Origin of the sequence: Rhizobium sp. BK538 (assembly GCF_014197575.1) — a bacterium.
Lineage (GTDB): Bacteria > Pseudomonadota > Alphaproteobacteria > Rhizobiales > Rhizobiaceae > Rhizobium.
Genome location: NZ_JACIFT010000031.1, coordinates 25,876 through 51,936, shown reverse-complemented (window position 1 = coordinate 51,936; position 26,061 = coordinate 25,876). Strand labels below are relative to the sequence as shown.

26 protein-coding genes, 1 tRNA gene and 1 pseudogene are annotated in these 26,061 nt (G+C 61.4%); 14 read left to right on the top strand and 14 right to left on the bottom strand.

Annotated elements, in window-relative coordinates:
• Nucleotides 1-91 precede the first annotated feature (91 nt).
• Together FHX09_RS27125 and FHX09_RS27120 are read right to left on the bottom strand one after the other, a co-directional pair.
• The gene (locus FHX09_RS27125) at nt 92-1,762 is read right to left on the bottom strand and encodes a phosphoethanolamine--lipid A transferase (RefSeq protein ID WP_132588544.1); all 1,671 of its coding nucleotides are present in this window, start codon (nt 1,760-1,762) and stop codon (nt 92-94) included.
• A gap of 107 nt (nt 1,763-1,869) precedes the next feature.
• Nucleotides 1,870-2,901: a LacI family DNA-binding transcriptional regulator gene (locus FHX09_RS27120; protein ID WP_007789491.1), complete on the bottom strand. Its 1,032-nt coding sequence runs from the start codon at nt 2,899-2,901 to the stop codon at nt 1,870-1,872.
• Between the two features lie 143 nt (nt 2,902-3,044).
• Here FHX09_RS27120 and FHX09_RS27115 point away from each other — a divergent pair, with 143 nt between their 5' ends.
• The 4 genes from FHX09_RS27115 to FHX09_RS27100 are packed head-to-tail and all read left to right on the top strand — an operon-like array spanning nt 3,045 to nt 6,546.
• Nucleotides 3,045-4,133 (top strand): fatty acid desaturase family protein, encoded by a 1,089-nt coding sequence (locus FHX09_RS27115; RefSeq protein WP_132594385.1) that lies wholly within the window; start codon nt 3,045-3,047, stop codon nt 4,131-4,133.
• A gap of 34 nt (nt 4,134-4,167) precedes the next feature.
• The gene (locus FHX09_RS27110; protein ID WP_007789486.1) at nt 4,168-4,482 is read left to right on the top strand and encodes a MocE family 2Fe-2S type ferredoxin; all 315 of its coding nucleotides are present in this window, start codon (nt 4,168-4,170) and stop codon (nt 4,480-4,482) included.
• 10 nt (nt 4,483-4,492) lie between these two features.
• Entirely contained in the window at nt 4,493-5,719 is a 1,227-nt protein-coding gene (locus tag FHX09_RS27105; protein WP_132594383.1) for an FAD-dependent oxidoreductase, read from the top strand.
• A 29-nt stretch (nt 5,720-5,748) separates the two neighbouring features.
• Entirely contained in the window at nt 5,749-6,546 is a 798-nt protein-coding gene (locus tag FHX09_RS27100) for a 3-methyl-2-oxobutanoate hydroxymethyltransferase (protein WP_132594381.1), read from the top strand.
• A 51-nt stretch (nt 6,547-6,597) separates the two neighbouring features.
• On the opposite strand, the gene FHX09_RS27095 is transcribed toward FHX09_RS27100, so the two are convergent.
• From FHX09_RS27095 to FHX09_RS27085, 3 genes are all read right to left on the bottom strand, one after another.
• Nucleotides 6,598-6,948: a hypothetical protein gene (locus tag FHX09_RS27095; RefSeq protein ID WP_007789483.1), complete on the bottom strand. Its 351-nt coding sequence runs from the start codon at nt 6,946-6,948 to the stop codon at nt 6,598-6,600.
• Nucleotides 6,949-7,592: 644 nt separating this feature from the next.
• A tRNA-Arg gene (locus FHX09_RS27090) sits at nt 7,593-7,669 on the bottom strand.
• A gap of 73 nt (nt 7,670-7,742) precedes the next feature.
• Nucleotides 7,743-8,906 (bottom strand): M20 aminoacylase family protein, encoded by a 1,164-nt coding sequence (locus tag FHX09_RS27085; RefSeq protein WP_132594379.1) that lies wholly within the window; start codon nt 8,904-8,906, stop codon nt 7,743-7,745.
• A gap of 157 nt (nt 8,907-9,063) precedes the next feature.
• Here FHX09_RS27085 and FHX09_RS27080 point away from each other — a divergent pair, with 157 nt between their 5' ends.
• Both FHX09_RS27080 and FHX09_RS27075 read left to right on the top strand, forming a co-directional pair.
• Entirely contained in the window at nt 9,064-10,191 is a 1,128-nt protein-coding gene (locus tag FHX09_RS27080) for a D-alanyl-D-alanine carboxypeptidase family protein (RefSeq protein WP_132594377.1), read from the top strand.
• A gap of 12 nt (nt 10,192-10,203) precedes the next feature.
• Complete coding sequence (locus tag FHX09_RS27075) at nt 10,204-11,367, top strand: GTP-binding protein (RefSeq protein ID WP_132594375.1); 1,164 nt, start codon at nt 10,204-10,206, stop codon at nt 11,365-11,367.
• A 6-nt stretch (nt 11,368-11,373) separates the two neighbouring features.
• Here the strand turns inward: FHX09_RS27075 and FHX09_RS27070 are convergent, their stop codons facing one another.
• From FHX09_RS27070 to FHX09_RS27050, 5 genes are all read right to left on the bottom strand, one after another.
• A complete protein-coding gene (locus FHX09_RS27070) occupies nt 11,374-11,598 on the bottom strand; it encodes a sulfurtransferase TusA family protein (protein ID WP_132594373.1) in 225 nt (74 codons plus the stop codon).
• A gap of 4 nt (nt 11,599-11,602) precedes the next feature.
• Nucleotides 11,603-12,826, bottom strand: coding sequence for a murein L,D-transpeptidase family protein (locus tag FHX09_RS27065; RefSeq protein WP_132594371.1), 1,224 nt, complete (start codon nt 12,824-12,826; stop codon nt 11,603-11,605).
• A 190-nt stretch (nt 12,827-13,016) separates the two neighbouring features.
• Entirely contained in the window at nt 13,017-13,970 is a 954-nt protein-coding gene (locus FHX09_RS27060; protein ID WP_007789470.1) for an acetyl-CoA carboxylase carboxyltransferase subunit alpha, read from the bottom strand.
• A gap of 63 nt (nt 13,971-14,033) precedes the next feature.
• Nucleotides 14,034-14,987 carry a site-specific tyrosine recombinase XerD gene (xerD, locus tag FHX09_RS27055; protein ID WP_132594369.1) on the bottom strand — a complete coding sequence of 318 codons (954 nt, stop codon included), beginning with the start codon at nt 14,985-14,987 and terminating at the stop codon, nt 14,034-14,036.
• Nucleotides 14,988-14,991: 4 nt separating this feature from the next.
• A complete protein-coding gene (locus FHX09_RS27050; RefSeq protein WP_007789465.1) occupies nt 14,992-15,168 on the bottom strand; it encodes a hypothetical protein in 177 nt (58 codons plus the stop codon).
• A gap of 146 nt (nt 15,169-15,314) precedes the next feature.
• On the opposite strand from FHX09_RS27050, the gene FHX09_RS27045 reads away from it, so the two are divergent.
• The 4 genes from FHX09_RS27045 to FHX09_RS27030 are packed head-to-tail and all read left to right on the top strand — an operon-like array spanning nt 15,315 to nt 18,870.
• Nucleotides 15,315-15,902: a shikimate kinase gene (locus FHX09_RS27045; RefSeq protein WP_007789464.1), complete on the top strand. Its 588-nt coding sequence runs from the start codon at nt 15,315-15,317 to the stop codon at nt 15,900-15,902.
• The gene (gene aroB / locus FHX09_RS27040; protein ID WP_132594367.1) at nt 15,902-17,032 is read left to right on the top strand and encodes a 3-dehydroquinate synthase; all 1,131 of its coding nucleotides are present in this window, start codon (nt 15,902-15,904) and stop codon (nt 17,030-17,032) included. Before FHX09_RS27045 ends, aroB begins: the two co-directional genes overlap by 1 nt.
• On the top strand, nt 17,029-18,339 hold the full coding sequence (locus FHX09_RS27035) for an HlyC/CorC family transporter (protein ID WP_007789460.1): 1,311 nt from the start codon (nt 17,029-17,031) through the stop codon (nt 18,337-18,339). The genes aroB and FHX09_RS27035 overlap by 4 nt, the downstream gene beginning before the upstream one ends.
• 51 nt (nt 18,340-18,390) lie before the next feature.
• Complete coding sequence (locus FHX09_RS27030; protein ID WP_007789458.1) at nt 18,391-18,870, top strand: DUF2938 domain-containing protein; 480 nt, start codon at nt 18,391-18,393, stop codon at nt 18,868-18,870.
• 56 nt (nt 18,871-18,926) lie between these two features.
• Here the strand turns inward: FHX09_RS27030 and FHX09_RS27025 are convergent, their stop codons facing one another.
• Complete coding sequence (locus FHX09_RS27025) at nt 18,927-19,208, bottom strand: BolA family protein (RefSeq protein ID WP_184450891.1); 282 nt, start codon at nt 19,206-19,208, stop codon at nt 18,927-18,929.
• Nucleotides 19,209-19,308: 100 nt separating this feature from the next.
• Here FHX09_RS27025 and FHX09_RS27020 point away from each other — a divergent pair, with 100 nt between their 5' ends.
• From FHX09_RS27020 to FHX09_RS27005, 4 genes are all read left to right on the top strand, one after another.
• The gene (locus FHX09_RS27020; protein WP_007789454.1) at nt 19,309-19,920 is read left to right on the top strand and encodes a J domain-containing protein; all 612 of its coding nucleotides are present in this window, start codon (nt 19,309-19,311) and stop codon (nt 19,918-19,920) included.
• Nucleotides 19,921-20,236: 316 nt separating this feature from the next.
• Nucleotides 20,237-21,229 carry a cobaltochelatase subunit CobS gene (gene cobS, locus FHX09_RS27015; RefSeq protein ID WP_007789452.1) on the top strand — a complete coding sequence of 331 codons (993 nt, stop codon included), beginning with the start codon at nt 20,237-20,239 and terminating at the stop codon, nt 21,227-21,229.
• Nucleotides 21,230-21,241: 12 nt separating this feature from the next.
• Nucleotides 21,242-23,143 carry a cobaltochelatase subunit CobT gene (gene cobT / locus FHX09_RS27010; RefSeq protein ID WP_184450889.1) on the top strand — a complete coding sequence of 634 codons (1,902 nt, stop codon included), beginning with the start codon at nt 21,242-21,244 and terminating at the stop codon, nt 23,141-23,143.
• 21 nt (nt 23,144-23,164) lie between these two features.
• Nucleotides 23,165-24,196 carry an esterase-like activity of phytase family protein gene (locus tag FHX09_RS27005; protein ID WP_184450887.1) on the top strand — a complete coding sequence of 344 codons (1,032 nt, stop codon included), beginning with the start codon at nt 23,165-23,167 and terminating at the stop codon, nt 24,194-24,196.
• A gap of 10 nt (nt 24,197-24,206) precedes the next feature.
• Here the strand turns inward: FHX09_RS27005 and FHX09_RS27000 are convergent.
• The 3 genes and pseudogenes from FHX09_RS27000 to FHX09_RS26990 all read right to left on the bottom strand — a co-directional run.
• A pseudogene (locus tag FHX09_RS27000) lies at nt 24,207-24,722 on the bottom strand (3-beta hydroxysteroid dehydrogenase); the annotation flags it as partial.
• A 59-nt stretch (nt 24,723-24,781) separates the two neighbouring features.
• Complete coding sequence (locus FHX09_RS26995; protein WP_184450885.1) at nt 24,782-25,114, bottom strand: hypothetical protein; 333 nt, start codon at nt 25,112-25,114, stop codon at nt 24,782-24,784.
• Nucleotides 25,115-25,345: 231 nt separating this feature from the next.
• Nucleotides 25,346-25,981 (bottom strand): queuosine precursor transporter, encoded by a 636-nt coding sequence (locus tag FHX09_RS26990; protein ID WP_132594359.1) that lies wholly within the window; start codon nt 25,979-25,981, stop codon nt 25,346-25,348.
• Nucleotides 25,982-26,061 lie beyond the last annotated feature (80 nt).

The window sequence follows — 26,061 nt, the reverse complement described above, 5'->3', positions numbered from 1 at the left end:
AGTGGGAGCCTTGATACCCAGGTTCACGCCTGCCGAATGCGCAAACTACTTCAGAGCCGCAGGATATGACCCGGATTAAGCAGGATCTGCTCTAGGAGGTCCGGCCTGTCCTGCAGCCGGCAAAGACGTCCAGCTTCGCGTTGTAGGCGCGTGTCGAGACATTCATCATCCCGAGCACGCTGTGGAACAGGTTGTCATGGGATGTCGGCTGTGCCGTCGACTGGGCAAGACATGCCTTGTCGAGCGCCATCGAAGCGGTGAAATCCGGGTCGAGCCAAACGAGGAACGGAACGTGAGTCTGCTCCTCCGGGGCGAGGATATAGGGTGCGCCGTGAAGGTAGAGGCCTTTTTCGCCCAGCGACTCACCGTGATCCGACATGTAGATCAAACCGCTGGCGATCTTGTCGCTCCGGGCCTTGAGCCTGTCGATGACGGTCGAAAGGAAATGGTCGGTGTAGAGGATGGAGTTGTCATAGGCATTGACGATCATGTCGTCTTTGCAGTTCGCCAGCTCCGCCGTCTCGCACTCAGGCGTAAACCTCCGGAATTCCTTAGGGTAACGCAGATAATAGGCCGGCCCGTGGCTGCCGATCTGATGCAGCACAAGCACGCTATCCCTGGTCACGCCGTTCAGCCATGCGTCCAGTTTGTCCAGAAAAATGCCGTCCTGACATTCGCCGTCCCTGCAGAACCGCGGATCCGTCGATTTTGCGAGGTCGACATAATTGATGCGCGCTGCGGCGCCCTTGCTGCCGGTGTTGTTGTCGAACCAGGTCGCGTCGATGCCTGCGTGGGCAAGAACATCCATCAAGCCTTCGTTCTCGATGCCTTTGCTATGGGTGAAGCTTGCGCGCGTGAACTGCGAGAACATGCAAGGTATCGACGTTGCCGTCGCCGTGCCGCAGCTCGTCGTTTGCGGGAAATAGATGACGCCCTGCTTCCGAAGCTCGGGGTTGGTGTCGCGGTGATAGCCGCCGAGCGAAAAGTTCATCGCCCGCGCCGTCTCGCCGGCAACGATAATCGTCACCCGTGGTTTGTGCACGTCCACGACAGGGACGACCCTGGCGTCGGTGCCGAGCGGCTTGACGACGAGCCTGGCCTCTTTGCCGGCCTGCATGAAATATCGTGTGGCGCTGACAATCGGGGTGACGGGGTTCAGGCTCTTCACGATGTCGCGGTGCTGGCGGATCGCTGTGGTATACTCCTTGGCGTAGACGCCCGCGACGGCGCCGAATACCAACAGGCAGCCGACGATCGTCACGCTGTTCCATAAGAGCTTCTGCAGCACGGGGCGGTGAACCACCTTGACCCAAAGGATCAGCGTGATCGGGATGAGGGCGAACAATACGACATGCAGGAGAAAGCCGGGCGTAATCAGGTGATTGGCCTCGGCAGGCGTCGTTTCCATCGCATTTCGGATCATGTCGCTGTCGACGATCACGCCGAAGGTGTCGGTGAACCACGCTGCCAGTGCCGCCGCGAGTACCAGGAAAATCAGAACTGGTTTGATGACATATTTTGCCGAGAAAGCCGTGACGATGGCCACGAACAGAACCGATATTGCAATGTAAAGTGCGGCGACCGCTGTCGGCGTCGTGGCGAGATCGGCGTGGACCTTGCCCCAGAACGTCCGGTTCGTAAACAGGACGAGATATAGCCCGGTGATGGCGGACAGCGAAATGCTGCCGATTCTTGGCCGATAAGGCGACGGTTGTATCAAGAGGGCGGCCCTCGATGCCTGTTTGTTCGCACAGGCGAACATTTAGTCCACCGCAGCAGCGGCTTACTGCGTCATGAAACTGACACACACCTGAATGCACTTACTGCTGACCGATGCCGTTCGTTGGTATGGAATGCCGTGACGAGCGGCTAGATGTTCTCTGAAGTGTAGATATCGAAAGGCAGGAACGACTGCCCCGGAACCGCATCGCTCTCCGACCCAAGGGAAGAGGTCATCAGTGTGATCAGCTCGTTGCAGAGGCCTTTGACGGGGGTTGCGATCGCCATGGTCACCACATCGTCGGCGAGTGCAGCGCGCGAGTCCGGTGTCAGTTCGTTGACGACCACGACAAGCTTGCCGGCAAGGCCTTCTTCACGGACGGCGGAGATTGCACCCTCCATGCCACCGCCGCAGACGTAGAATCCGACGAGATCCGGATGCTCCTTGAGGAGATTGACGGTGGCCTCGTGCGTTATCTCCGGGGTTTCGAGGTTGATCAGTGTCTCAAGGACCTCGAAATCAGGCGCATTCTCGCGAAAGTATGAGCGGAAGCCGATCTCGCGCAGCTCATGTCCGTGATAGCGGTGGCTGCCGACGAAGCAGGCGACCTTGCCGGGTCTCTTGGCGGCCTTTGCGATCATCCAGGCGGCCGTGCGGCCGACCTTTCGATTGTTCAACCCGACATAACCCTGGCGGACGCCACTGGCGAGATCAGACAGAATGGAAAAGGAAGCGATGCCTTTGGCTTTCAGATCTTCGACCTCGGCGGTGACGGCCGGATAGTCCGGACCGACCAATGCAATCGCCTGATTGCGGCTGGCAAGAAGCTTGAGCTTTTCGATGATCGCGGCAGGTGTGGACGCCGTCGCATATTCGATCTGCGCGGTGATGCGTGACGATGTGTTGGCGTTGGCCGCCTGCTCGATTTCGCGGGCGAGCGTTTGATAGAACGACTGCGTCGGACGCTGTAAGAGGAAGCCCAGCCGGTGATGCGGGAGATCCTGAAACACGCGCTGCCGGAGCAGGCCGACGGCATGATAGCCGATCGACGCTGCCGCATTATAGACACGCCGGGCCGTCTCCTCGCGAACGCGATGGCGACCGTTCAGCACACGATCGACCGTCGCGACGCTGACGCCGGAAGCATCCGCCAGATCCTGTATCGTTGGTCGCTTCACCATTTGATCCTTGCAAGAATCCATCATTGTGATGTGGTCCTAATGATGGGTTTTGATAGAATACATCAAAGCTGCATTGTCGCTGTGTGAAAGTCAACATATTCTCGTTTGAACAGGCCGGGAGGGATGGCATGCGGGAGGTTGCGATGGCGGATCAGACGAGGAAGCGAGACTACAGCCTGCTCGGCGAAAGCGGCCGGACGGCCGTCGAGATGGGGCTGGCGGCCGCGGAGTGGTATCACACGGATGTTCCGCGCAAGGAGATGAAGGCGCTGATGCAGCGTTCCGACGCGCCTGCTATCCGCGACACGATCATCTGGCTCGGTGCAATGATCGTTTTTGCCGGACTTGGTATCTATTTCTGGGGCTCCTGGCTCGGTGTGCCGTTCTTCCTTGCGTACGGGGTGCTTTACGGTTCGGCGTCCGATAGCCGCTGGCATGAGTGCGGCCACGGCACGGCCTTCAAGACGCGCTGGATGAACGATGGCGTCTATCAGGTCGCCTGCTTCATGATCATGCGCAATCCGGTGACCTGGCGCTGGAGCCATACGCGCCATCACACCGACACGGTGATTGTTGGCCGCGACCCCGAGATTGCAGTGATGCGCCCCCCGGACCTGCTGCGGCTGATCCTCAATTTTTTCGGCATTCTCGATGTCTGGCATGCGATGGTCGACATGCTGCGCAATGCCTTTGGTGTCATCAGCGCGGAGGAGAAGACCTTCATCCCCAAGATGGAGCAGCCGCGCGCCATCTTCATCGCCCGTATCTGGCTTGCCATCTATGTCGTCACGATCGCCACGGCGATTGCGATGGGGTCTATCCTGCCGCTGGTGCTGATTGGTCTGCCCCGGCTCTATGGCGCATGGCATCATGTGCTGACCGGCCTGCTGCAGCATGGCGGCCTTGCCGACAATGTCATCGACCACCGCCTGAACAGCCGCACGGTCCACATGAACCCGGTCAGCCGCTTCCTCTACTGGAACATGAACTACCACGTCGAGCATCACATGTTTCCGATGGTGCCCTATCACGCGCTGCCGCGCCTGCACGCAATGATCAAGCACGATCTGCCGGCGGCAAACCCGTCGATGTGGTCCGGCTATCGCGAGATGATCCCGGCGTTCCTACGGCAGCTGCGCAATGAGGACTATTTCCTGAGGCGCGAGCTGCCGGCGACCGCGCGGCCCTATCGCGAGGAATTCCACGCCGAGCTTGCGCCGGCCGCCCAATAGCGCAGCACAAAACACGAAGTTCTGGGAGGACAAGATGAGCGGAAATTGGATCGAGGTCTGTGCTGTCGAGGACATCGACGAGGAAGATGTCATGAGGTTCGACCATCAAGGCAGGACGTTTGCCGTCTATCGCAGCCCTGACGACGAATTTTTCGCGACCGATGGCCTCTGCACACACGAGCACGTCCATCTCGCCGACGGCCTGGTCATGGACGAGATCATCGAATGTCCCAAGCACAATGGCCGTTTCAATTATAAGACGGGGCAGGCCAAGGGCGCGCCGGTCTGCGTCAATCTCAGCACCTATCCCGTGAAGGTCGAAGACGGCGCCGTCTTCATTTCGATCTGAGGAGCCTGCCATGACCCATTTCGTGATCATCGGGGCAGGGGAATGCGGCGCACGCGCGGCGTTTGCCCTGCGCGAAAAAGGGTTTGATGGCGAGATCACGCTGATTGGAAGCGAAGCGCTCGCGCCCTACGAGCGGCCGCCGCTTTCGAAAGCTACTGAGGAAGGGGCTGTGGAACCGAAATTCATCGCCGAGCCTGAGAAATATGCCGCAGTCGGCATCAGCCTGCTGACGAGCGTGACGGTTCAGGACGTTGATCCCGATGCAAAGGCCGTTGCGCTTTCCGATGGCCGTACCATTGCCTATGACAAGCTATTGTTCGCGACCGGCGCCCGTGCGCGGGCGTTTCCTGGAATTGCCGAGGATAGCAAGCATATCCGTCTGCTGCGCACCCATCCCGACGCGGTCGCACTTCGCAAGGCGATGGTGCCTGGAAAGCATATCGTGATCATTGGTGGCGGCTTTGTCGGCTTGGAACTTGCCGCGACGGCACGTGCACTTGGAACTGACGTGACGGTTCTCGAGGGCCTGGAACGCGTGTTGAAGCGCGGTGTGCCGGAGGAGGTCGCAGAGGTGATCTGCGAACGGCATTCGCTCGAGGGCGTCGACATCCGCTGCGGCGTGGCAATCACGGCGATCACGCAAGACGACGAAAGAGCCACCATTCAACTGGCCGACGGCGACATCGTCGAGGCAAATCTCGTGCTCGTCGGAATTGGCGCCACTCCCAATATGGAGCTTGCCGCTCGCGCCGGCCTCCAGATCGACAACGGCATCGCCGTCGACGAATTCCTTCGCACCTCGGCGCCCGATGTCTACGCGGCCGGCGACTGCTGCTCCTTCCCGCTGGCGATCTATGGCGGCAGGCGTGTAAGGCTCGAATCCTGGCGGAACGCCCAGGAGCAGGGGGCCTTGGCCGCCGCCAACATGATGGGGCTTGGCGAAGTCGTTTCGGCCGTGCCCTGGTTCTGGTCCGACCAATATGATGTAACGCTGCAGATCGCCGGTTTGGCGGAGGGCGCCGTCCAGCATTTGCGCCGCGACCTCGGCGATGGCGCCTTCATTCTCTTCCATCTCGACCAGGCCGGCCGGCTGCTTGCCGCCAGCGGCATCGGTCGCGGCAACGCGGTCGCCCGCGATATCCGGCTTGCCGCGATGCTGATCGCGGCGCGTGCTCATCCGGATCCGGCGGCACTGGTCGCAAGCAGCGTCAAACTGAAATCCCTCCTGGCCGCCTGACTGGCGACCCCATTCTCAAGGTATTAGCAATGGGCAAACAAGTGCGTCCGACTGTGCATGACCTCCTCGCGATGAAGGGCAAGCGGCAGCTCAGCATGCTGCGCGTCGTATCGCTCGAGGAGGCCGAAGCGGCCGAGGCTGCCGGCATCGATCTGATTTCCGTTCCGCCCGAACTCCTCTTCGATCCGCGATTTCGCGATGCCGCCCCCGGGCGCTTCGCCATCCCCGGCGGCGAGTATGGTCAAAGCGGCGCCACCACGGATGAGATCCTGCGCTGCGCCGTGAAAATGCGAGCAGCTTCCGCTGACGCCATCTACTGTGCCGCAAGCCTGCAGACGATCAGGCGGCTGCGCGACGAGCATATTCCGGTCTGTGGGCACACGGGGCTCGTTCCGTCGCACTCGACCTGGACCGGAGGCTTTCGCGCGGTCGGCAAGACGGCCGAAACGGCGGCTCTCGTCTACAAGCAGGTCAAGGATCTGGAGGCCGCCGGCGCCTTCTGCGCGGAGATCGAGGTCGTGCCGGCCGAAGTGGCCGCGGCGATCTCGCAACGGACCTCCATGCTCATGATCTCAATGGGCGCCGGCAGCGGATGCGATGGGCAATATCTCTTCTCCGAGGATGTGCTCGGCCTCAACCGCGGGCATTGTCCGCGCCATGCCAAGGTCTATCGCAACCTTGCGACCGAATATGATCGGATCCAGGCCGAACGGATCGCGGCATTCCGCGAATACGCCGCCGACATCGCCAGCGGTGCCTATCCGGAGGAACGTCATCGCGTGCCTGTTGAGGCCGAGGAGCTGGAGACATTTCTGACAAGGCTTTAGGTGGCCGCGTGGGCCGGGAATAATTCCCGGCCTTGCTCGCCGCCCGAGCGACTAGCTGCAGACTCGAACGCTTTCCGTGTGCCAGCCGCCGTCATAGGCGTTACGAACGTCGCGGTCCTCAAACCAGCAGCGCGGCGGCGGAGGTGGCGGAGGCGGCGGATCGATGTAGCGCGGCCCGCTGTTGTTGTTGACGATCGCGCCACCGATAAGGCCGCCGATCACGCCGGCAGCCAAGCCGCCTGCAATCGCCGCACCATTGTCATGGTGGTGATGTCTGCGTGGGGGCGGCGGACTGTCGTAATATGGTTGACGCCATTCTTGAGCCGCCGCTGTTTCTGCCACAGCAAGGACGCTACTGGCCGCTATCGCTGCGGTGACCACGGACAAGACCAGTTTCTTCATAGTGCCTCCGTCGAGGTTAACCCCCCGCCGACCGCACGAATTGCATGCTCATGCTTAACGTCCGATGAACGGACATTCCATGGAGCAGCGTCGCTGGTTTCTCTAGCCCAACAAGGTCTTTGATCTCCATTTACGGAAGCTCTTCTTCTGCCGTCGTCAGGAAGACAAGAGTCGAAGCAGTCATGTGGAGCATATAGGCCGTTAGGTAATCAGGGACTGCCTTTGGCGTGGCACCTTGTCCATGACCACTCAACCTATTCCCGCCAGTCGGAACACTGCTTTCAAGGAGGCATCTCAAGGAAGAGAACTGCGTCTGCCAAAACGGGGGAATAAGACCCTTTGCGAAAAGGATATCAATGAGCTTGCTGGCCGTGTCCTTTGCTGGATCGTATGTCAGGGTGCTATGCACTATTGCAGCCACCGGGGCTTCTCCCCGGTCCGCCCTCAGCGGAGGAGAGGTGATTCGACTGGCGAAAGAGAACGGTAAGTTGCAGTCAGGAGCAGCTCATTTAAAGAAGCAAGCTTCCCTTGTGTATAGAGCCGTCGGGCTTGGAAAGCTGAACTTCGCATTACACGGTCATTACATTCTGCTTCCTCTGCCCTCTGACAGGGAGGTGTAATGCCAATTAAGTCTTTGAAAACAGTGGTGATCCCGACGCGATTCGAACGCGTGACCCTCAGATTAGGAATCTGATGCTCTATCCTGCTGAGCTACGGGACCACTTGAGCGTCATGCATACAAAAGGCTTGGCCGGAAGCCAAGCTCTTTTGCATCTGTTGGACAAAGTCGGATTTCAGGCGCCGAGGCGCTGTTCGGCGAGCCGCACCCAGTAGGAAATGCCGTGGGCGATGGTTTCGTCGTTGAAATCGTAGGCGGCGTTGTGCAGGCCCGCCGTATCGCCGTTGCCGATGAAGATGAACGCGCCGGGGCGGGCGTTCAGCATGTAGGAGAAATCCTCGCCGCCCATCATCGGGTCAATCTCGGCATTCACGTTGCCTGCGCCAGCAATCTCGCCGGCGATGCGGATGGCGTGGCCGGTTTCCGTCGCGTGATTGTAGGTGACGGGGTAGTTGCGGTTGAAATTGATATCGACTTCGGCGCCGTGGGCGGCAACGAGGCCGTTGACGATCTGCTTCAATCGGGTTTCGGCAAGGTCGCGTACTTCCTCGTCGAGCGTGCGCACCGTACCGGCGATCGTCGCGTCGTTCGGGATGACGTTGTGCGCGAAGCCGGCGTTGAACTTGGTGACCGAGACGACCACCGAGCGCAACGGGTCGACGCTGCGGGAGGCGATTATCTGCAGGTTGCTGACGATGTGCGCGCCGATGGCGATCGGGTCAATCGTGCGGTGCGGCTGTGCCGCGTGGCCGCCGCGGCCCTTGATAGTAATGGTGAATTCGTCGGTGGCGGCCATGATCGCGCCGCTGCGGATGGCGAAGTGCCCGACCGGAAGACCCGGCAGGTTGTGCATGCCGTAGACCTCTTCGATGCCGAAGCGCTCCATCATGCCGTCCTTGACCATGAGATTGCCGCCGCCGCCGCCTTCTTCGGCCGGCTGGAAGATGACGGCGATACTGCCGTTGAAGTTGCGCGTTTCGGCAAGATATTTCGCCGCGCCGAGCAGCATGGCAGTGTGGCCATCATGGCCGCAGGCGTGCATCTTGCCGGGCGTCGTCGACGCCCAGGGCTTGCCGGTGATTTCGGTGAGCGGCAGCGCGTCCATGTCGGCGCGCAGGCCGATGGTGCGAGCGCCTTCGCCCTTGCCCTTGATCAGGCCGACGACGCCTGTTCTGCCGATGCCGGTGACGATCTCGTCGACGCCGAATTCCTTGAGCTTCTCGGCCACGAAAGCGGCGGTGTTCTCGACCGCGAAGAGAAGTTCGGGACGCGCATGGATATGCCGGCGCCACTCGGTCACCTCGTCCTGAAGTTCGGCGGCTCTGTTCAAAATCGGCATGTCAGCTTTCCTGTCGTGAAATCGAAACGGGACGGAACCGGGTCGCGGGGACACGATGCCGCAGAAATAACTTAGTCAAGGCCCTTTGCCATGTCATGGCCATATACGTTAAATAGGGGAAACTTTCGAGACTTCCGGACATCTTTAAGGACGAACCGTGTCGACGCGCCAGAATCGTTTGCTTGCCGCCTTGCGGCCGCTCTCAATCGCAGCTTCCGCAGCCGCTATCACTCTTTCGGCCTCCGCCCAAGCCTATGCGAACCCGCATATTCTCGTTGATGTCCAGAGCGGCCGCGTGCTGGAGCACGACGAGGCGTTCCGCAAATGGTACCCGGCCTCGCTCACCAAGCTGATGACCGTCTATACGGTGTTCGATGCGGTTCGCGCCGGTCAGATCAGCCTCGATACGCCTATCGTGATGAGCAAGCGGGCGGCCGCCCAGCCGCCGGCAAAGATGTATTTCAAGCCCGGTCAGAAGCTGACGCTCGACAGCGCGCTGAAGATCCTGATGGTCAAGTCGGCGAATGACATCGCAGTCGCCGTCGCCGAGGCGGTCGCCGGCACACAGGAAGCCTTCGTCTTGAAGATGAACGCCGAGGCGGCGAAGCTTGGCATGACGGACTCGCATTTCGTCAATCCGAACGGCCTGCCGGGCAAGGGCCAGTATACGACGGCGCGCGATCTTGCCGTTCTTTCCGTCGCACTGCGCCGCGAGTTCCCGCAATATGCCGGATATTTCTCGCTTGAAGGCATCACGACGGGCACCAAGAATGTGCCGAGCATCAACGCCCTGATCGGCCGTTTCGCAGGCGCCGACGGCATGAAGACCGGCTTCATCTGCGCCTCGGGCTTCAACCAGATCGCCTCGGCGACCCGCAACGGCCGCACGCTGATCTCCGTCGTCCTCGGCACCGACAGCCTTGCGGCCCGTGCGGATGCGTCCGCCGACCTGCTGCAGAAGGGCTTCACCTCGCAGTTTTCCGCTCCCGACACGCTCGCCTCGCTGCGACCTTACGGGCCGGGCCAGGATCAGGTCACCGACATTTCCGCCGATATCTGCAGCGCCAAGGGTGCCAAGGTCCGCAGCGAAACGCGCGACGAGGTCGGCCGGATGAAGGTCCAGTCGCCCTATATCCAGGAAATGGACCACGAGCCGAACTTCGTCTTCGCGGGACTGATTCCGGGCCAAAACGAACCACAGCCGGACAAGCTGGCGACCGCGGAGACCGCAGGGACGGTTGCCAACGTGCCGGTGCCGCTGCCACGTCCGGCCACCTCCTTCTAAGGTCAGTTTGAGATGAGCGCTGCTTCCGATCGGATACCGGTCACCATCCTGACCGGCTTTCTTGGCGCCGGCAAATCGACGCTGCTAAACCGTATCCTCAAGGATCCGGCGATGAAGGATGCGGCTGTCATTATCAATGAGTTCGGCGATATCGGCATCGATCACCTGCTGGTGGAAAGCTCTGGCGACTCGATCATCGAGCTGTCGGATGGCTGCCTGTGCTGCACGGTGCGCGGCGAGCTGGTCGATACGCTGGCAAACCTCATGGACGCGGTGCAGACCGGCCGCGTCAAGCCGGTGAAGCGCGTTGTGATCGAGACGACGGGTCTTGCCGACCCCGCGCCCGTCATGCAGGCAATCATGGGTAACCCCATCATCGCCACCAATTTCGACCTTGATGGCATCGTGACGGTGGTCGATGTGGTCAACGGTTCGCAGACCCTCGACAATCACGAGGAGGCGGTAAAGCAGGTCGCGGTCGCTGATCGGCTGATTCTCTCCAAGCGGACGATGGCTTCATCGGAGGTGTCGGGGGTGCTGGAAGCGCGTCTTGATGCGCTCAATCCGCGCGCGGCGCTGATGGATGCCGACAGCGTCGAAGCAGGGCAGGTGGGTGTCCTCGTCAACGGCCTCTACGATCCGGCAAGCAAGATCGCCGACGTTGGCCGCTGGCTGCGGGACGAGGATGCGCATGACGCGCACCACCACCTTGAACACCATCACCATGGCGCTGACGGACATCATCATCTCCATCATCACGGACACGATCATCAGGACCCGCATGATGTGAACCGTCACGATGCCTCGATCCGTTCCTTCTCGATCGTCGAGGAGAAGCCGATCGACCCGATGGCGCTTGATATGTTCATCGACCTCCTGCGGTCGGCGCACGGCGAAAAACTGCTGCGGATGAAAGCGATCGTCGCGGTATCGGATCGCCCCGATCGCCCGCTGGTCCTTCATGGCGTGCAGAGCATCTTCCATCCGCCGTCGCGCCTGCCGGCCTGGCCGGACCCTAAGGACCGCCGCACGCGCATGGTCCTGATCACCAAGGATTTGCCGGAAGCTTTCGTCAAGGATCTGTTCGATGCGTTCCTCGGCAAGCCGCGCATCGATACGCCGGATCGGACGGCGCTGAACGACAATCCGCTTGCCGTACCGGGCATGCGGTTCTGAAAGGCTCTAGCCCTTGCGGATGAGGAAGCGGTGGCCGGCCTCAGTCTTTTCGGTCTCGATGAGCTCGTGGCCGTCTTCGCTGCAGAAATGAGGGATGTCTATCCCGGCGAGCGGATCGGTCGTTTCGACGCGGATCAATGCACCCTTCTGCAGCGAGGACATCTTGCGGCGCGTCTTCAGCACCGGAAGCGGGCATTTCAGCCCGCGCAGGTCGTAGAGAATGGCGCTCACGCCATCAATCCTTGCCCCAGAACTTCCAGAACGGCTTCTTTGAGGCGACCTCCACTGGCTCCGGCTGTTCCACCGGCGCGAATGCCAGAGGGCTCGGCGTGGGGACCGGAACCTGGGCCGGAACGGCAGCGGCGACGGCGATTTCCTTTGCTTCGGGCGTTGCCGGCGCGGCACCGGGCGCTGCATTGGCGGCGACCGTGGATGCGGTCTTGCTCGACATCATCTCTTCGAGCTCGGCGACCTTGACCATCTTGCCTGCTTCCAGCGAGGTGCCGGTCGGCGCGTAGGCAAGCTCGCGACCCTTCCGCAGCTTAGCAACCACGGCCTTGCGTTCGGCCTCGCTCGGATCGTACCAGGCCATGCCGTCATACTTCTTCATGGCTTTGGTGTAGTCGGCATCGTAGGTCTTGCCGTAGGAGGCAAGGGCGGCGGTCAGCGCTGGCGGCGTCGACATTGCCGGGCACGCTCCGGCAGGGTTGAAGGCGCCATTATCGGTTGCCTGCTGGTTGAAGACATACTTCTTCTCGCAGACATTCACCTCAGGAGGACGCTTCGTGACCTCGAAGTTGTCGTAGCCGACCTTCAGCATATTCCAGAACTCGATGTTCGGGTTCAGGCGATGCCGCACCATGTTCTCCGCGGTCATGCGGAAGGGAAAGGCCTGAAGCTGTACCGTCGACTGGCCGCCGGCGAAGGCGTCGCGGGCGAAGGCGTAGATCTCCAGAACCTGCTGGTCGGTCATCGAATAGCAGCCTGACGACGAGCAGGCGCCGTGGATCATCAGATTGGTGCCATTGCGGCCGTTGACGGCGTCATAGCGGTTCGGAAAGCCGGTGTTGATCGCGAGGTAGTACTTCGAATTCGGATTGAGGTTGGCGCGCGTCAGGTCATAGAAGCCTTCCGGCGCCTGCCGGTCACCCTCTTTCACCTTCGGACCGAGGCGGCCCGACCAGGCGCAGATCTTGTAGTCGGCGATCTTGTCGAAGCGATTGTCGGTCTTCGCCTTCCAGATCTCCAGTGCGCCTTCTTCCTTGAAGATGCGGATCATGATCGGCGAATTGCGCTGCATGCCCTTGGCGGAGATCTCGGACAGGATGCGCGGCGGGAGCGGTTGCTCGACCTTGTTCTTGACCCTCGAGAGGTCGACCTGGGCGGTTTCCAATGCATCGTTGCAGCCGGCCAGGGCCAGCGCCATCAGGGAAACATATGCAAAATGACGAATGCGCATTCAAAATAGCCCATCAACAGTATGCAACCCGGCCGCGACGAGCGCGGGGCGAATCATAGGCTGACTATGGTTCACAAACTCTTAGCAGCCTATGAAGCGCGCTCGCGTCCCCCGCAAGTAGGAACGTTATTGATAACATTATTGTGGCCAAGGTTTGGCCTCATTCACAGCGCAGCCGCGCGTTTGTGCACTACAAATTGCGGCCCATGTTGAGAAATTTCTGCCGGCGGTCGTTGCGAAGCTGCTCGCCGGTGCGGTTGGAAAGTTCGCCGAGAGCATTGGCAATGACATCGCCGGTAGCCGCGATCACGCTGTCCGGATCGCGATGCGCACCGCCGAGCGGCTCGCTGATGATGCCGTCGATGATGCCGAGCGCCTTCAGGTCCTCGGACGTGATCTTCATGTTGGTGGCCGCTTCCTTGGCGCGGGCGGAATCGCGCCAGAGGATCGAGGCGGCACCTTCCGGCGAGATGACGCTGTAGATCGCATGCTCCAGCATGTAGACGCGGTTGCCGGTGGCGATCGCGATTGCGCCGCCCGAGCCGCCTTCGCCGATGACGACCGAGACGATCGGCACCTTCACCGAAAGACACATTTCCGTCGAGCGGGCGATGGCTTCGGCTTGACCGCGCTCTTCGGCGCCGACGCCCGGATAGGCGCCTGCCGTATCGACGAGGGTGATAACCGGGAGGCCGAAGCGGTCAGCCATTTCCAGGATGCGGATCGCCTTTCGGTAGCCTTCGGGACGAGCGCTGCCGAAGTTGTGTTTCAGGCGGCTCTTCGTGTCGTTGCCCTTTTCCTGGCCGAGAACGGCGACAGGCTGGCCGCGGAAGCGGGCAAGCCCGGCCTGGATCGCGGCGTCTTCGGAAAACTTGCGGTCGCCGGCGAGCGGGGTGAATTCCTGAAACAGCGTCTTAGCATAATCGACGAAATGCGGTCGCTGCGGATGGCGCGCAACCTGCGTCTTCTGCCAGGCGTTGAGCTTCGAATATATATCGACCATCGCTTCGCGCACGCGAACTTCGAGCCTGCCGATTTCATCTGACGTGTCGATGCTCTCGTCTTCCGTGGCGAGCTTCTTCAGTTCGATGATCTTGCCTTCGAGGTCGGAGATCGGCTTTTCGAAGTCGAGATAGTTGTGCATGAGGTGCGTTTCCGTTCCTTTTGCCGGGGCTGCTTAGTATGAGCTCGCCCTTTGTTGCGGGTCCTATTCCTGCTTTTTAGCCTGTTTGGCAAGGGGGTGGTGCGTTTGGACCAGTTGTTGAAGCCGTTCCTCCAACACATGCGTATAAATTTGCGTGGTAGAAATGTCCGAGTGTCCGAGCAGTTCCTGAACGACGCGAAGATCCGCGCCATTGGCGAGAAGATGGCTTGCAAATGCGTGCCGCATAACGTGCGGCGAGATCATAGATGGGGTGAGACCTGCCCTGATCGCAAGATTTTTCAGGTCACGCGCGAAAACCTGACGCGGCAGGTAGCCTTCCCTGGAGGCTGCCGGAAACAGCCACGGGCTTTCCTGCGGGACCTTGGCGGCGGCGTTCTCGGTGGCGAGCATGCGGCCGTAGAGCTTCAACGCGGCGATCGCCGATTGCGACAGCGGTACAAGCCGCTCCTTGCTGCCCTTGCCGCGGATCATCAGGAAACGCCCATCCTGATCGAGCACGCGGGCGGGAAGCGAAACAAGCTCGCTGACGCGCATCCCCGTCGCGTAAAGGAGTTCGAGAAGAGCCAGCATCCGAAGCCGCTGAAGCTGGCCGGGGGCAGGGTCATGAGCTTCGGTTTCCGCCTGCTCCAGCAGTCGGCCCACCTCGTCGACACCCATCGTCTTCGGCAGTGGCCGGCCCTTCTTCGGCGCATCGAGTACGCCAGTCGGATCGTCGGTGCGCAGGCCCTCGGCATAAAGGAATTTATAAAACTGGCGCATCGCGGCCAGCCGCCGTGCCTGCGAGGAAGGCTTGAACCCTTGGGCGGCAAGCGAGGACAGGTAGGCCGAAAGATCCGCTGATGCCGCGTCCATCAGGCGCACTCCCTTGCTATTCAGGAAGCCGTGCAGATCATCGAGGTCGCGCTCATAGGAGGATAGCGTATTTGCCGCCGCGCCCCGCTCCGCGCTCATCATTTCCAGAAAGGCTTCGACGTGAACCCAGCCGAGATCCTTCATCGGCTCACTTCTTGGACGGGTTGATGGCGCCGGTCGACGGAGGGTTGATCCGCTCGGACGGAATGCGGATCGTCACGTCGCGCTCCTGCGGCTCGACGAAAGCAACCAGTGCCCACATCGTTCCGTATATCGCACCGGCGATGATCGCCAATATGGCGAGAAAACGGAACAAACTCGGCATTCAACAACTCCATGGCTCTACTTCTTTATGAAGAAGCATGTTTGCAAGTGCAAGAAGATGCATTTGAACCACGTTTCCCTTGCCCGCGACTTGACGCTACACCTGCATTTGTCGATACCGTTCGCAAACAAAGTGTGAATGGACCAATGAGCGACCCAGTTCTGACCGTTGCCGAAAGCTTGAAAGACAGGGCTCGTGCTGCGCTCGGTTCTCGCAATCTGATCCTGGTCGGATTGATGGGCGCAGGCAAATCCTCCGTTGGCCGGATCGTCGCACATCAGCTCGGCATCCCTTTCGTCGATAGCGACGCCGAGATCGAGAAAGTCTCTCGCATGTCCATAAGCGAGTTGTTCGCCGCTTACGGCGAGGAAGAGTTCCGTGCGCTTGAAAGCCGCGTCATGAAGCGCCTTTTGAAGAACGGTCCGCGCGTGGTTTCCACCGGCGGCGGCGCATTCATCAACGACCGGACGCGCAAGCATATCAAGAAGGGCGGCGTCTCGATCTGGCTGAAGGCGGACCTCGACGTTCTCTGGGAGCGCGTCAGCAAGCGCGATACGCGGCCGTTGCTCAAAACCGAGAACCCCAAGCAGACCCTCGAAAGCCTGATGAACGCGCGTTATCCGATCTACGAACTCGCCGACCTCACCGTCCTCTCGCGCGACGTACGCAAGGAACTGATGGCGGAGGAGGTTCTGAAAGCCGTGATCGACTCCCGAACCGAAAGTGCAGCCTGATGAATGCGATTGCCTCCGCCTCCGAACGCAAGGTTCACGTGCCGCTTGGCGAGCGCGCCTATGATATCCTCATCGGGCCGGGCCTGATTGCGCGCGCCGGCGCTGAGATCGCTGCACGCCTGAAAGGCCGCAAGGCGGCTGTCATCACCGATGCGCATGTGGCGCCGCTTTATCTTGACGCGCTCGTCCAAAGCCTCGAGGCGGCAGGCATCGCCTCGGCGACCCTCGTGCTGCCGGCGGGCGAGAAGACCAAGAGCTTCGAGCACCTGATGACCGTATGCGACAAGGTTCTCGAAGCGCGGATCGAGCGCAACGATTATGTCATCGCGCTCGGCGGCGGCGTCATTGGTGATCTCTCCGGCTTTGCCGCCGGCATCGTGCGCCGCGGTGTGCGTTTCGTGCAGGTGCCGACTTCGCTGCTGTCGCAGGTCGATTCCTCTGTCGGCGGCAAGACGGGCATCAACAGCCGCCACGGCAAGAATCTCATCGGCGTCTTCCACCAGCCTGACCTCGTGCTCGCCGACACCGACGTGCTGAATTCGCTGAGCGCGCGGGAGTTTCGCGCGGGCTATGCCGAGGTCGCGAAGTACGGCCTGATCGACAAGCCGGATTTCTTCGCCTGGCTGGAAGCCAACTGGCAGGCGGTCTTTGCCGGCGGGGCGGCCCGCATCGAGGCGATCGCTACGAGCTGCCAGGCAAAGTCCGACGTCGTCGTTGCCGACGAGCGCGAGACCGGGCAACGCGCGCTCCTCAATCTCGGTCACACCTTCGGCCATGCGCTGGAGGCGGCAACCGCCTATGACAGCGCGCGTCTCGTCCATGGCGAAGGCGTTTCGATTGGTATGGTTCTGGCGCACGAGTTCTCGGCGCGCATGAACCTTGCAAGCCCTGATGACGCCGGCCGCGTCGAACGCCACCTGAAGGCCGTCGGTCTGCCGACGCGCATGGCCGAAATTCCTGGCACGCTGCCACCTGCCGAGGTGCTGATGGACGCGATCGCCCAGGACAAGAAGGTGAAGGGTGGCAAGTTGACCTTCATCCTCACCCGCGGCATCGGACAGTCCTTTGTCGCCAATGATGTTCCCGCCTCGGAAGTGCTGAGCTTCCTCAAGGAGAAACACCCGCAATGACCCTCGACGGCACGTTGGCATTTCTTTCCGCATACTGGCCGGAAATTGTCTCCATCGTGGCCCTCGTGCTCATGTCCGCGTTCTTCTCCGGCTCGGAGACGGCGCTGACGGCGGTCTCCCGCAGCCGCATCCACACGCTTGAAGCCAATGGCGAGGAGCGCGCGGGGCTGGTGCGCCAGCTAATCGAACGCCGTGACCGGCTGATCGGTGCGCTGCTGATCGGCAACAATCTGGCTAACATCCTGTCTTCGTCGCTGGCGACTAGCCTTTTTCTCGGCCTCTTCGGCAACTCCGGCGTGGCGCTTGCCACTCTCGCAATGACCGTCATCCTGGTCATCTTCGCCGAAGTGCTGCCGAAAAGCTGGGCGATTTCGACGCCGGATCGGTTTGCGCTCAATGTCGCCTATGCGGTCAAGCTGTTCGTCGCGGTCGTCGGCCCGCTGTCCTCCTTTGTCAATGCGATCGTGCGCCGGCTTCTCTCGCTCTTCGGTATCAATCTCTCGCGGGAGACCTCGATGCTCTCCGCCCACGAGGAGCTGCGCGGCGCCGTCGATCTGCTGCATCGCGAGGGATCATTCGTCAAGGCAGACCGTGATCGGCTGGGCGGCGTCCTCGATCTCGGCGAGCTCGAGCTCTCCGACATCATGGTCCACCGTATGGCGATGCGGGCGATCAATGCGGACGATCCGCCTGAGGTGGTCGTGCGGACGATCCTCGAAAGCCCCTTTACCCGCATGCCGCTCTGGCGCGGCTCCACGGACAACATCATCGGCGTGGTTCACTCCAAGGACCTGCTGCGGGCGCTCGCCGAGCGCGATGCCGAGCCGGAACATCTCGATATCGCCAAGATTGCCCAGAAGCCGTGGTTCGTGCCTGACAGCACCAGTCTCGAAGCCCAGCTCAACGCCTTCCTGCGCCGCAAGCAGCACTTTGCCGTGGTCGTCGACGAATACGGCGAGGTGCAGGGCATTGTGACGCTTGAAGACATCCTCGAGGAGATCGTCGGCGATATTGCCGACGAGCACGACATCGATATACAGGGCGTGCGCCAGGAGGCGGACGGTTCGATCGTGGTCGATGGCAACGTCCCGATCCGCGATCTCAACCGCGCTCTCGACTGGCATCTGCCGGACGAGGAGGCGACGACGATCGCCGGCCTTGTCATTCACGAGTCGATGACGATCCCGGAAGAGCGTCAGGCCTTCACTTTCCACGAAAAGCGCTTCATCGTTATGAAGCGTGAGAAGAACCGCATCACGAAGCTTCGCATCCGGCCGGCGGAGGAAAACGAGGCCGGCCCGGCCTGACCTTCCGCCGATCCGGCCGGGCGCTGGCGGCATTTCTTAATGGGATTTCCTATGCTCGATATTATCTGGCGTTCTGTGATTGTCGGTATCGGCGCGACCGCGCTCATGGACATCTGGACGGTGATTTACGGCGCGATAACCGGCGGCGGCCTGCCGAACTGGGCGCCGGCCGGTCGCTGGTTCAAGGAAGTCGCCAAGGGGCGCGTCTTCCACGATGATATCAATACTGCCGAACCCTATCGCCACGAGCAGGCGCTCGGCTGGATCGGCCATTATGCCGTCGGCATCATCTACGGACTGCTGCTCGTGCTGCTCGTCGGCTCCGCCTGGCTCGACACACCGACCTTCCTGCCGGCCTGGATCTTCGCCATCGTCACCGTCGGTGCCGGCTGGTTTTTGATGCAGCCGGGCATGGGGCTCGGCGTCGCCGCCTCAAAGACGCCCAATCCGAACAAGGTGCGCGTCCTCAATCTCGTCGCCCATACCTTCTTCGCGCTCGGGCTCTATGGCACGGCACTTCTTGTCCGCTGACAACTGTCCGGCGCTCTTCCGAAGGAGTGGTGCGCTTCCTCTATAGGGACAGCCGCCTACCAGCGCACCGGTTCGCCGGGCGCTGCGGGCTCCACGGCAAGCGCATGTAGTCCCGCATCCAGTTCTGGTTTCAAAAGCTCTGTGATCGCACGGTGCCGCGCCAGTCGTGGCATGCCGGCAAATTTGGCGGACACGATGCGCACCCGCATATGAGTCTCGCCTGTCCCCGTTATGTCAGGCTGATGGCCCGCATGAAGATGGCTTTCATTGATGACGCTGAGGCGCTCGGGCGCGAACGCGGCGGTCAGCTTTTCTTCGATTCGGGTCCGCAGGGTCATGGTCTCGTTGCTTTGCGAAAAAGGTTCCCACCAAGCCAGCAACATTCCGGTTTGTCAATTCTTGTTGTGGCCTCGCTACGGGCCCATAATTAGTGCCGCCATGAGACTCGATTCCAAATATTTCGACCGCATCCGCACCCGCCGCAAACGCGAGCAGGAAACCGAACAGGCCCCCCCCGCCTGTCAGTGGGATGGCTGCGACAAGAAAGGCGTGCATCGCGCTCCTGTCGGACGCAATGCCGAGGGGCAGTTCTTTCTCTTCTGCTTCGAGCACGTGAAGGAATACAACAAGGGGTACAACTACTTCTCAGGCCTCTCCGACGGCGAGATTGCGCGCTACCAGAAGGAGGCGATTACCGGACATCGCCCGACCTGGACGGTCGGCGTGAACAAGGCCGCCAAGAACAGCCCGCTGCATTCCGATCTGCGGTCGGGTTCATATCGCGTGCGAGATCCCTTCGGCTTCGTCAACGGCACCAAGGGCAGCGGTCCCCGCTTTCCCGAACAGCGCAAGCTGAAAAGCCTGGAAGCTAAGGCTTTCGACACGATGGGTCTCGATGCTAGCGCGACCTCCTCGGAGATCAAGAGCCGCTACAAGGAACTGGTCAAGAAGCACCATCCCGACGCCAACGGTGGCGACCGCGGTTCGGAAGAGCGGTTCCGCGCCGTCATCCAGGCCTATCAATTATTGAAGCAGAACGGTTTTTGTTAGTTCCCGTCCTTGCTCTTGGTCTTCAATCAGGTATGGTCCCAAATCGGCTGAGGCCGCAGGCAACCGCGGCATAACTTTCTGCGTTTGTCCCACAGGCGCCTCGGCCACTTCCGGGCGCGGCGTTTCTTGTCCGGGACTTTGTTCAAGAATGCTCGCAAGCGATGGATTTTGTCGCCCCCGAGGTTTCGTTTCAGTCCCGGAGAAGCATCGCCGACGTTCCGACATGAGCGGGCGCGGACCTGATCTGCGGCGTCATGGTAGCGATATGGGCTGAAGACAGTATGGTCGGGTGTCGGTCACCCGCCTTGGAGACATGATGAGCAAGATTGACCTTGATATTTCGGAGATTCCGGACACCACCGTTTCGGTCAGGGAGGTCTTTGGCATTGATTCCGACATTCGCGTTCCGGCCTACAGCCAGGGCAGCGCCTATGTTCCGGATTTCGACCCCGACTATCTCTTCGACCGCGAGACGACGCTCGCCATTCTTGCTGGCTTCGCCCATAACCGGCGCGTGATGATCTCCGGCTACCACGGCACGGGCAAGTCCTCGCATATCGAGCAGGTCGCAGCCCGCCTCAACTGGCCGTGCGTGCGTATCAACCTCGACAGCCATGTCAGCCGCATCGACCTCGTTGGCAAGGACGCGATCGTTCTAAAGGACGGTTTGCAGGTCACGGAATTCAAGGACGGCATTCTGCCCTGGGCCTACCAGCACAACGTCGCGCTCGTCTTCGATGAGTACGACGCCGGCCGCCCCGACGTGATGTTCGTCATCCAGCGCGTGCTGGAATCGTCCGGCCGCCTGACGCTGCTCGACCAGAGCCGCGTCATCCGTCCGCACCCGGCCTTCCGGCTGTTTGCCACGGCAAACACGATCGGCCTCGGTGACACCACCGGCCTCTATCACGGCACGCAGCAGATCAACCAGGCACAGATGGACCGCTGGTCGATCGTGACGACACTGAACTACCTGCCGCACGACCATGAAGTGAACATCGTCGCTTCCAAGGTGAAGAGCTTCGGCAAGGACAAGAATGGGCGCGATACCGTGTCCAAGATGGTCCGCGTTGCCGATCTGACCCGCGCTTCCTTCATGAACGGCGACCTGTCGACCGTCATGAGCCCCCGCACCGTGATCACCTGGGCTGAGAACGCCGAGATCTTCGGCGACCTCGCCTTCGCCTTCCGCGTTACCTTCCTCAACAAGTGCGACGAGTTGGAGCGCCCGCTGGTGGCCGAGCACTATCAGCGCGCTTTTGGCGTCGAGCTGAAGGAAAGCGCCGCCAACATCGTTCTGGAGGCCTGAGGCCGACCGATCATGGCAGCTCGCGGTGACAATTCGAAAGCAAAGCCGGGTTCGCCAGTCGACGTCGAGCCGTTGCGCCGGGCGATATCAGGCAGCGTTCGCGCGATTGCCGGCGACGGCGACGTCGAGGTGACCTTCGCCAACGAACGTCCTGGAATGACTGCCGAGCGGATTCGTCTGCCGGAGCTTTCCAAGCGTCCGACGATGCATGAGCTGGCGGTAACGCGCGGGCTTGGCGACTCGATGGCGTTGAGGCTTGCGTGCCACGACGACAAGGTGCACGCGACGATGGCGCCGCAAGGCTCCGACGCGCGGGCGATCTTCGACGCTGTCGAGCAAGCGCGCGTGGAATCGATCGGTGCGCTGCGCATGGAAGGCGTTGCTGCAAACCTCCGATCGATGACCGAGGAGAAATACGCCAAGGCGAATTTCTCCGGCATCGAGCGGCAGGAGGATGCGCCGATCGGCGAAGCCGTCGCCATGATGGTGCGCCAGAAGCTGACCGGCGAGACGCCGCCGGCATCGGCGGGCAAGGTGCTCGATCTCTGGCGCTCCTTCATCGAGGAGAAGGCCGGATCCGACCTCGACAACCTTCCCGGTGTCATCAGCGACCAGCAGGCCTTTTCCAAGGTGATCCGCCACATGCTCTCGGCCATGGAGATGGCGGAAGAGTATGGCGACGACGCCAGCGATCCTGAATCCGATGACGAATCTGATCAGGAAAACCAGCCGAACGGCGACGAGCAGGATCAGGACGAAGTCGATGACGACGCCGGTTCCGACGCCGCACCGGTAGAGGACAGCGAAGTCGCCGACGAGCAAATGGAGGACGGCGAGACCGAAGGCGCCGAAATCTCCGACGATGACATGCAGGAGGAAGGCGAGGAAGATTCAGAGACGCCGGGCGAAACCCGCCGTCCGAACACTCCCTTCGACGACGTCAACGAGAAGGTCGACTACCACGTCTTCACCGAGGAATTCGACGAGACGATCACCGCCGAAGAGCTCTGCGACGCCGCCGAGTTGGAACGCCTGCGCGCCTTCCTCGACAAGCAGCTGGCACACCTGCAGGGCGCGGTCGGCCGTCTCGCGAACCGCCTGCAGCGCCGGCTGATGGCGCAGCAGAACCGCTCCTGGGATTTCGATCTCGAGGAAGGCTATCTCGACCCGGCGCGTCTGACGCGCATGATCATTGATCCGATGCAGGCGCTATCCTTCAAGATGGAGCGCGACACGCAGTTCCGCGACACCGTCGTGACGCTTCTAATCGACAACTCGGGCTCGATGCGCGGCCGCCCGATCACGGTCGCAGCCACCTGCGCCGATATCCTGGCCCGCACGCTGGAGCGTTGCGGCGTCAAGGTCGAGATCCTGGGCTTCACCACAAAGGCCTGGAAGGGTGGGCAGGCGCGCGAGAAGTGGCTTGGTAGCGGCAAGCCGCAGACGCCGGGTCGCCTCAACGATCTGCGCCACATCATCTACAAGTCCGCCGATGCTCCCTGGCGCCGGGCGCGCGCCAATCTCGGCCTGATGATGCGCGAGGGCCTGCTCAAGGAGAACATCGACGGCGAGGCGCTGATCTGGGCGCACAATCGCCTGCTCGCCCGTCGCGAGCAGCGCCGCATCCTGATGATGATCTCCGACGGTGCGCCGGTCGACGATTCGACGCTGTCGGTCAATCCGGGCAACTACCTGGAGCGCCATCTGCGCGCCGTCATCGATCGGATCGAGACGCGTTCGCCGGTCGAGCTCCTGGCGATCGGCATCGGCCACGACGTGACGCGCTATTATAGGCGCGCCGTGACGATCGTCGATGCGGACGAGCTGGCCGGCGCCATGACGGAGCAGCTTGCGTCGCTCTTCGAAGACAAGTCCGTCCAGCCGCGGGGCGGTCGCCTCCGTCGCGCCAGCTAACCGCGAAAGGACGCTTTCTGGATGCTCCGAAAGCCGTTCGCCAGGCTGATCTCAGTCGCCCTCGGCCTGGCGGCCCTCACGCTGCCAGCGCTTGCCGATGGTGACGTCGAGGTCCGCGGCCGCGTCATCACCGATTTCAAGATCGGTTCGGACAAAACTCGCTTCGGTCCCCTCGAATTCCTCGGCGGGCTGGAAATGGTCTCGCCGCAGCGGCTGTTCGGCTCGCTGTCATCGATCCGCTTTCGATCGGACCGAACGTATTTTGTCGGCGTGCTCGACACCGGCCACTGGATGACCGGGCGCATCGAGCGCGATCCTCAAGGGCGCCTGTCGGGCCTCGCCGATGTCGTGATCACCCCGATGAAGAATCGCGACGAGCAAAGCTTTGAAGGCAAGGGGTATATGGATGCCGAGGGTATCGCGCTTCATGGCGACCAGATTCTCGTTTCCTTCGAGCAGGACCACCGCGTCGACGTCTATCCCGACCCCGGCTTCGAGACATCGCGTGCGATCGACACCATTCCCATTCCGTTCCCCGAACGATCGCTGCGTGGCAACCGCGGCTTTGAGACCATCGCCGTTTCTCCCGTGGACAGTGCCCTCAAGGGCGGGACATTAATCGTGGCCGAACGCAGCTTAGACATCGACGGCAATGCCTATGCCGCGATTCTGGACGGGCCGTTGAAGGGACGGCTGTCGCTCGCTCACTATGGCGATTTCGACGCGACGGACGGAGCCTTCCTGCCGAATGGCGACCTCTTGCTGCTGGAGCGGCGGTTCAACGTCGTAGAAGGCATCGGAATGCGCATCCGCCGCATCAAGGCTGCCGACATCCGCCCCGGCGCTGTCATGGACGGCGAGATATTGTTGCAGGGTGACTTCAGCTATCAGATCGACAATATGGAAGGCCTGGATGTCTTCGCGGCCGAGGATGGGACCACGCATGTGGTGATCGTCTCTGATGACAACCACTCCATCCTGCAACGCAATCTCATGCTGGAGTTCCGGCTGGTGGAGCCGCGAGCCGGCGACACGGCTCGCCTGCAGAGATGACCGCTCGGCGTCAGCCGCCGAAATAGACCGGCCGGTCGATATCCGCGATCAGCCCAGGACCGGTTGCCTTCCAACCCAGTTCTTCGCGCGTGCGCTTGCTCGAGGCGAGATTGTCCATCGCCGCGAAATGCGCAATCCAGCCGAAGTGTACGGCCACCTCCTCAGGAGACTTGGAAACGACCGGCACATTCAGCCGGCGGCCGATGACCTCGGCGATCTCCCGGAAGCGAACGCCCTCTTCAGCGACGCCATGATAGCGGATGCCCGCCTTGCCCTTTTCAAGCGCCAGCCTGTAGAGTCTGGCTGCGTCCAGTCTGTGCACGGCGGCCTAGAGATTGCCTCCTTCGCCGGCATAGACCGAAAGGCCCTTCGCGCGGGCGATGCCGATCAGCAACGGCACGAAGCCGTGGTCACCGTCGCCATGAACCGACGGAGGCAGGCGGATGACGATAGCGTGCACGCCCCGCGATGCAGCCGCGGCGGCGGCCTCTTCGGAGGCGATGCGGGGAGAGGCGGCGCTCGGCGCATCCTGCTCGGTGGTCAATCGGCGTTCTTCTCGCCCCGCTGCTCCCGGCTCAGATCTGCTTAGCCTCTGCTGGTGCCGAAGCGGATGCGCGCTTCTTCTTCAGTTTCCGCAGCACGGGGGGTCTTTTCCGTCGGATTCTCATCGTCGTCTGGATCGCCGGTAGAGCCTACTTCATCCATCCGGTGGGCGATGGCGAGCGCGTAGATAGTATGCAGAACGTTCCGGTCGGTGACGTCAGGATCGGTCAGGGCCAGCAAAGAGGCACGCACGATCTTCTTGCTGGTGGCTTTGGGACACCGTTCCAGCACGAAATCGAAAAGCGCCTTGCCGGAAAGACCTTCCGTCGCGCCGTCCAAGAGCGCCTCATAAACTCGCTTCCGCTTCTCGCTCACGATTGGTCCTCCGGTTCGATGCGATTGCGACACTATCTGTCATAAAAACGTCATCAACTACCACCGCCGTGCATGGCATACATAGATTCTTTTTGCATTCGAGCGTGGCCGCAAAGTGTCGCGGCGAGTATCTTTTCGGCAAGTCGTCCCGGGGTCCTTGCCGATAAAAAAAGGCGGAGCGATAGCTCCGCCGAATAGCCTAGGAATGAAATTCTAGGCGGGCGCGCATGCCTAGCGGGCGGTGGCGGCCCGCATCGGGCGCAGCACGTTCATCAGTGCGCCGTAGGGCAGCAACATCACGAGGCCGACGATCATCTTCACCGCGAAGTCGCCGATTGCCCAGGAAATCCAGCGCGGCGCCTGTGCGGTAAAGACGCCGAGGATCGGGGCGGATTCGAGCGCGAAGGGATCGTTCGGGCCGAGGAGGACGAAGAAGGCCGCGAAAGCGAAGGAGAAGAAGATCGCCGTATCCAGCATCGAGCCGATCAGCGAGCCGACGAGCGGGGCGTGCCACCAGGCCTGCCGTCGCAAGCGGTTGAAAACCGAAATATCGAGCAGTTGGCCGGCGAGATAGGCCGAGCCGGAGGCGATCGCGATGCGCGGAACCGAGGTGTAGAAGGACAGTGCCACGCCGACGACAAAGCCGGCGAAGACGACCTTGCGGGCAGCCTGCGGGCCGAATTGACGGTTGGTAAGATCGGTGATCAGGAAGGCGACCGGATAGGTGAAGGCACCCCAGGTCAGGATGTCGGCCAGATTGATGCCGGCGAACTCGGCATTCAGCGGGAACTGCACGAGGAAGTTCGAGGCGACGACGACCAGCGTCATCAGTGCGACATAGATAAGCGTAGCGCGCGTCGTCAGCATTTTTTTATCCTGGGGTATGCCACCAGTTGGAGGGAAAGACCGGCAAAGCAAAAGGCTTGTCCGGAGATCATCCGTACAAG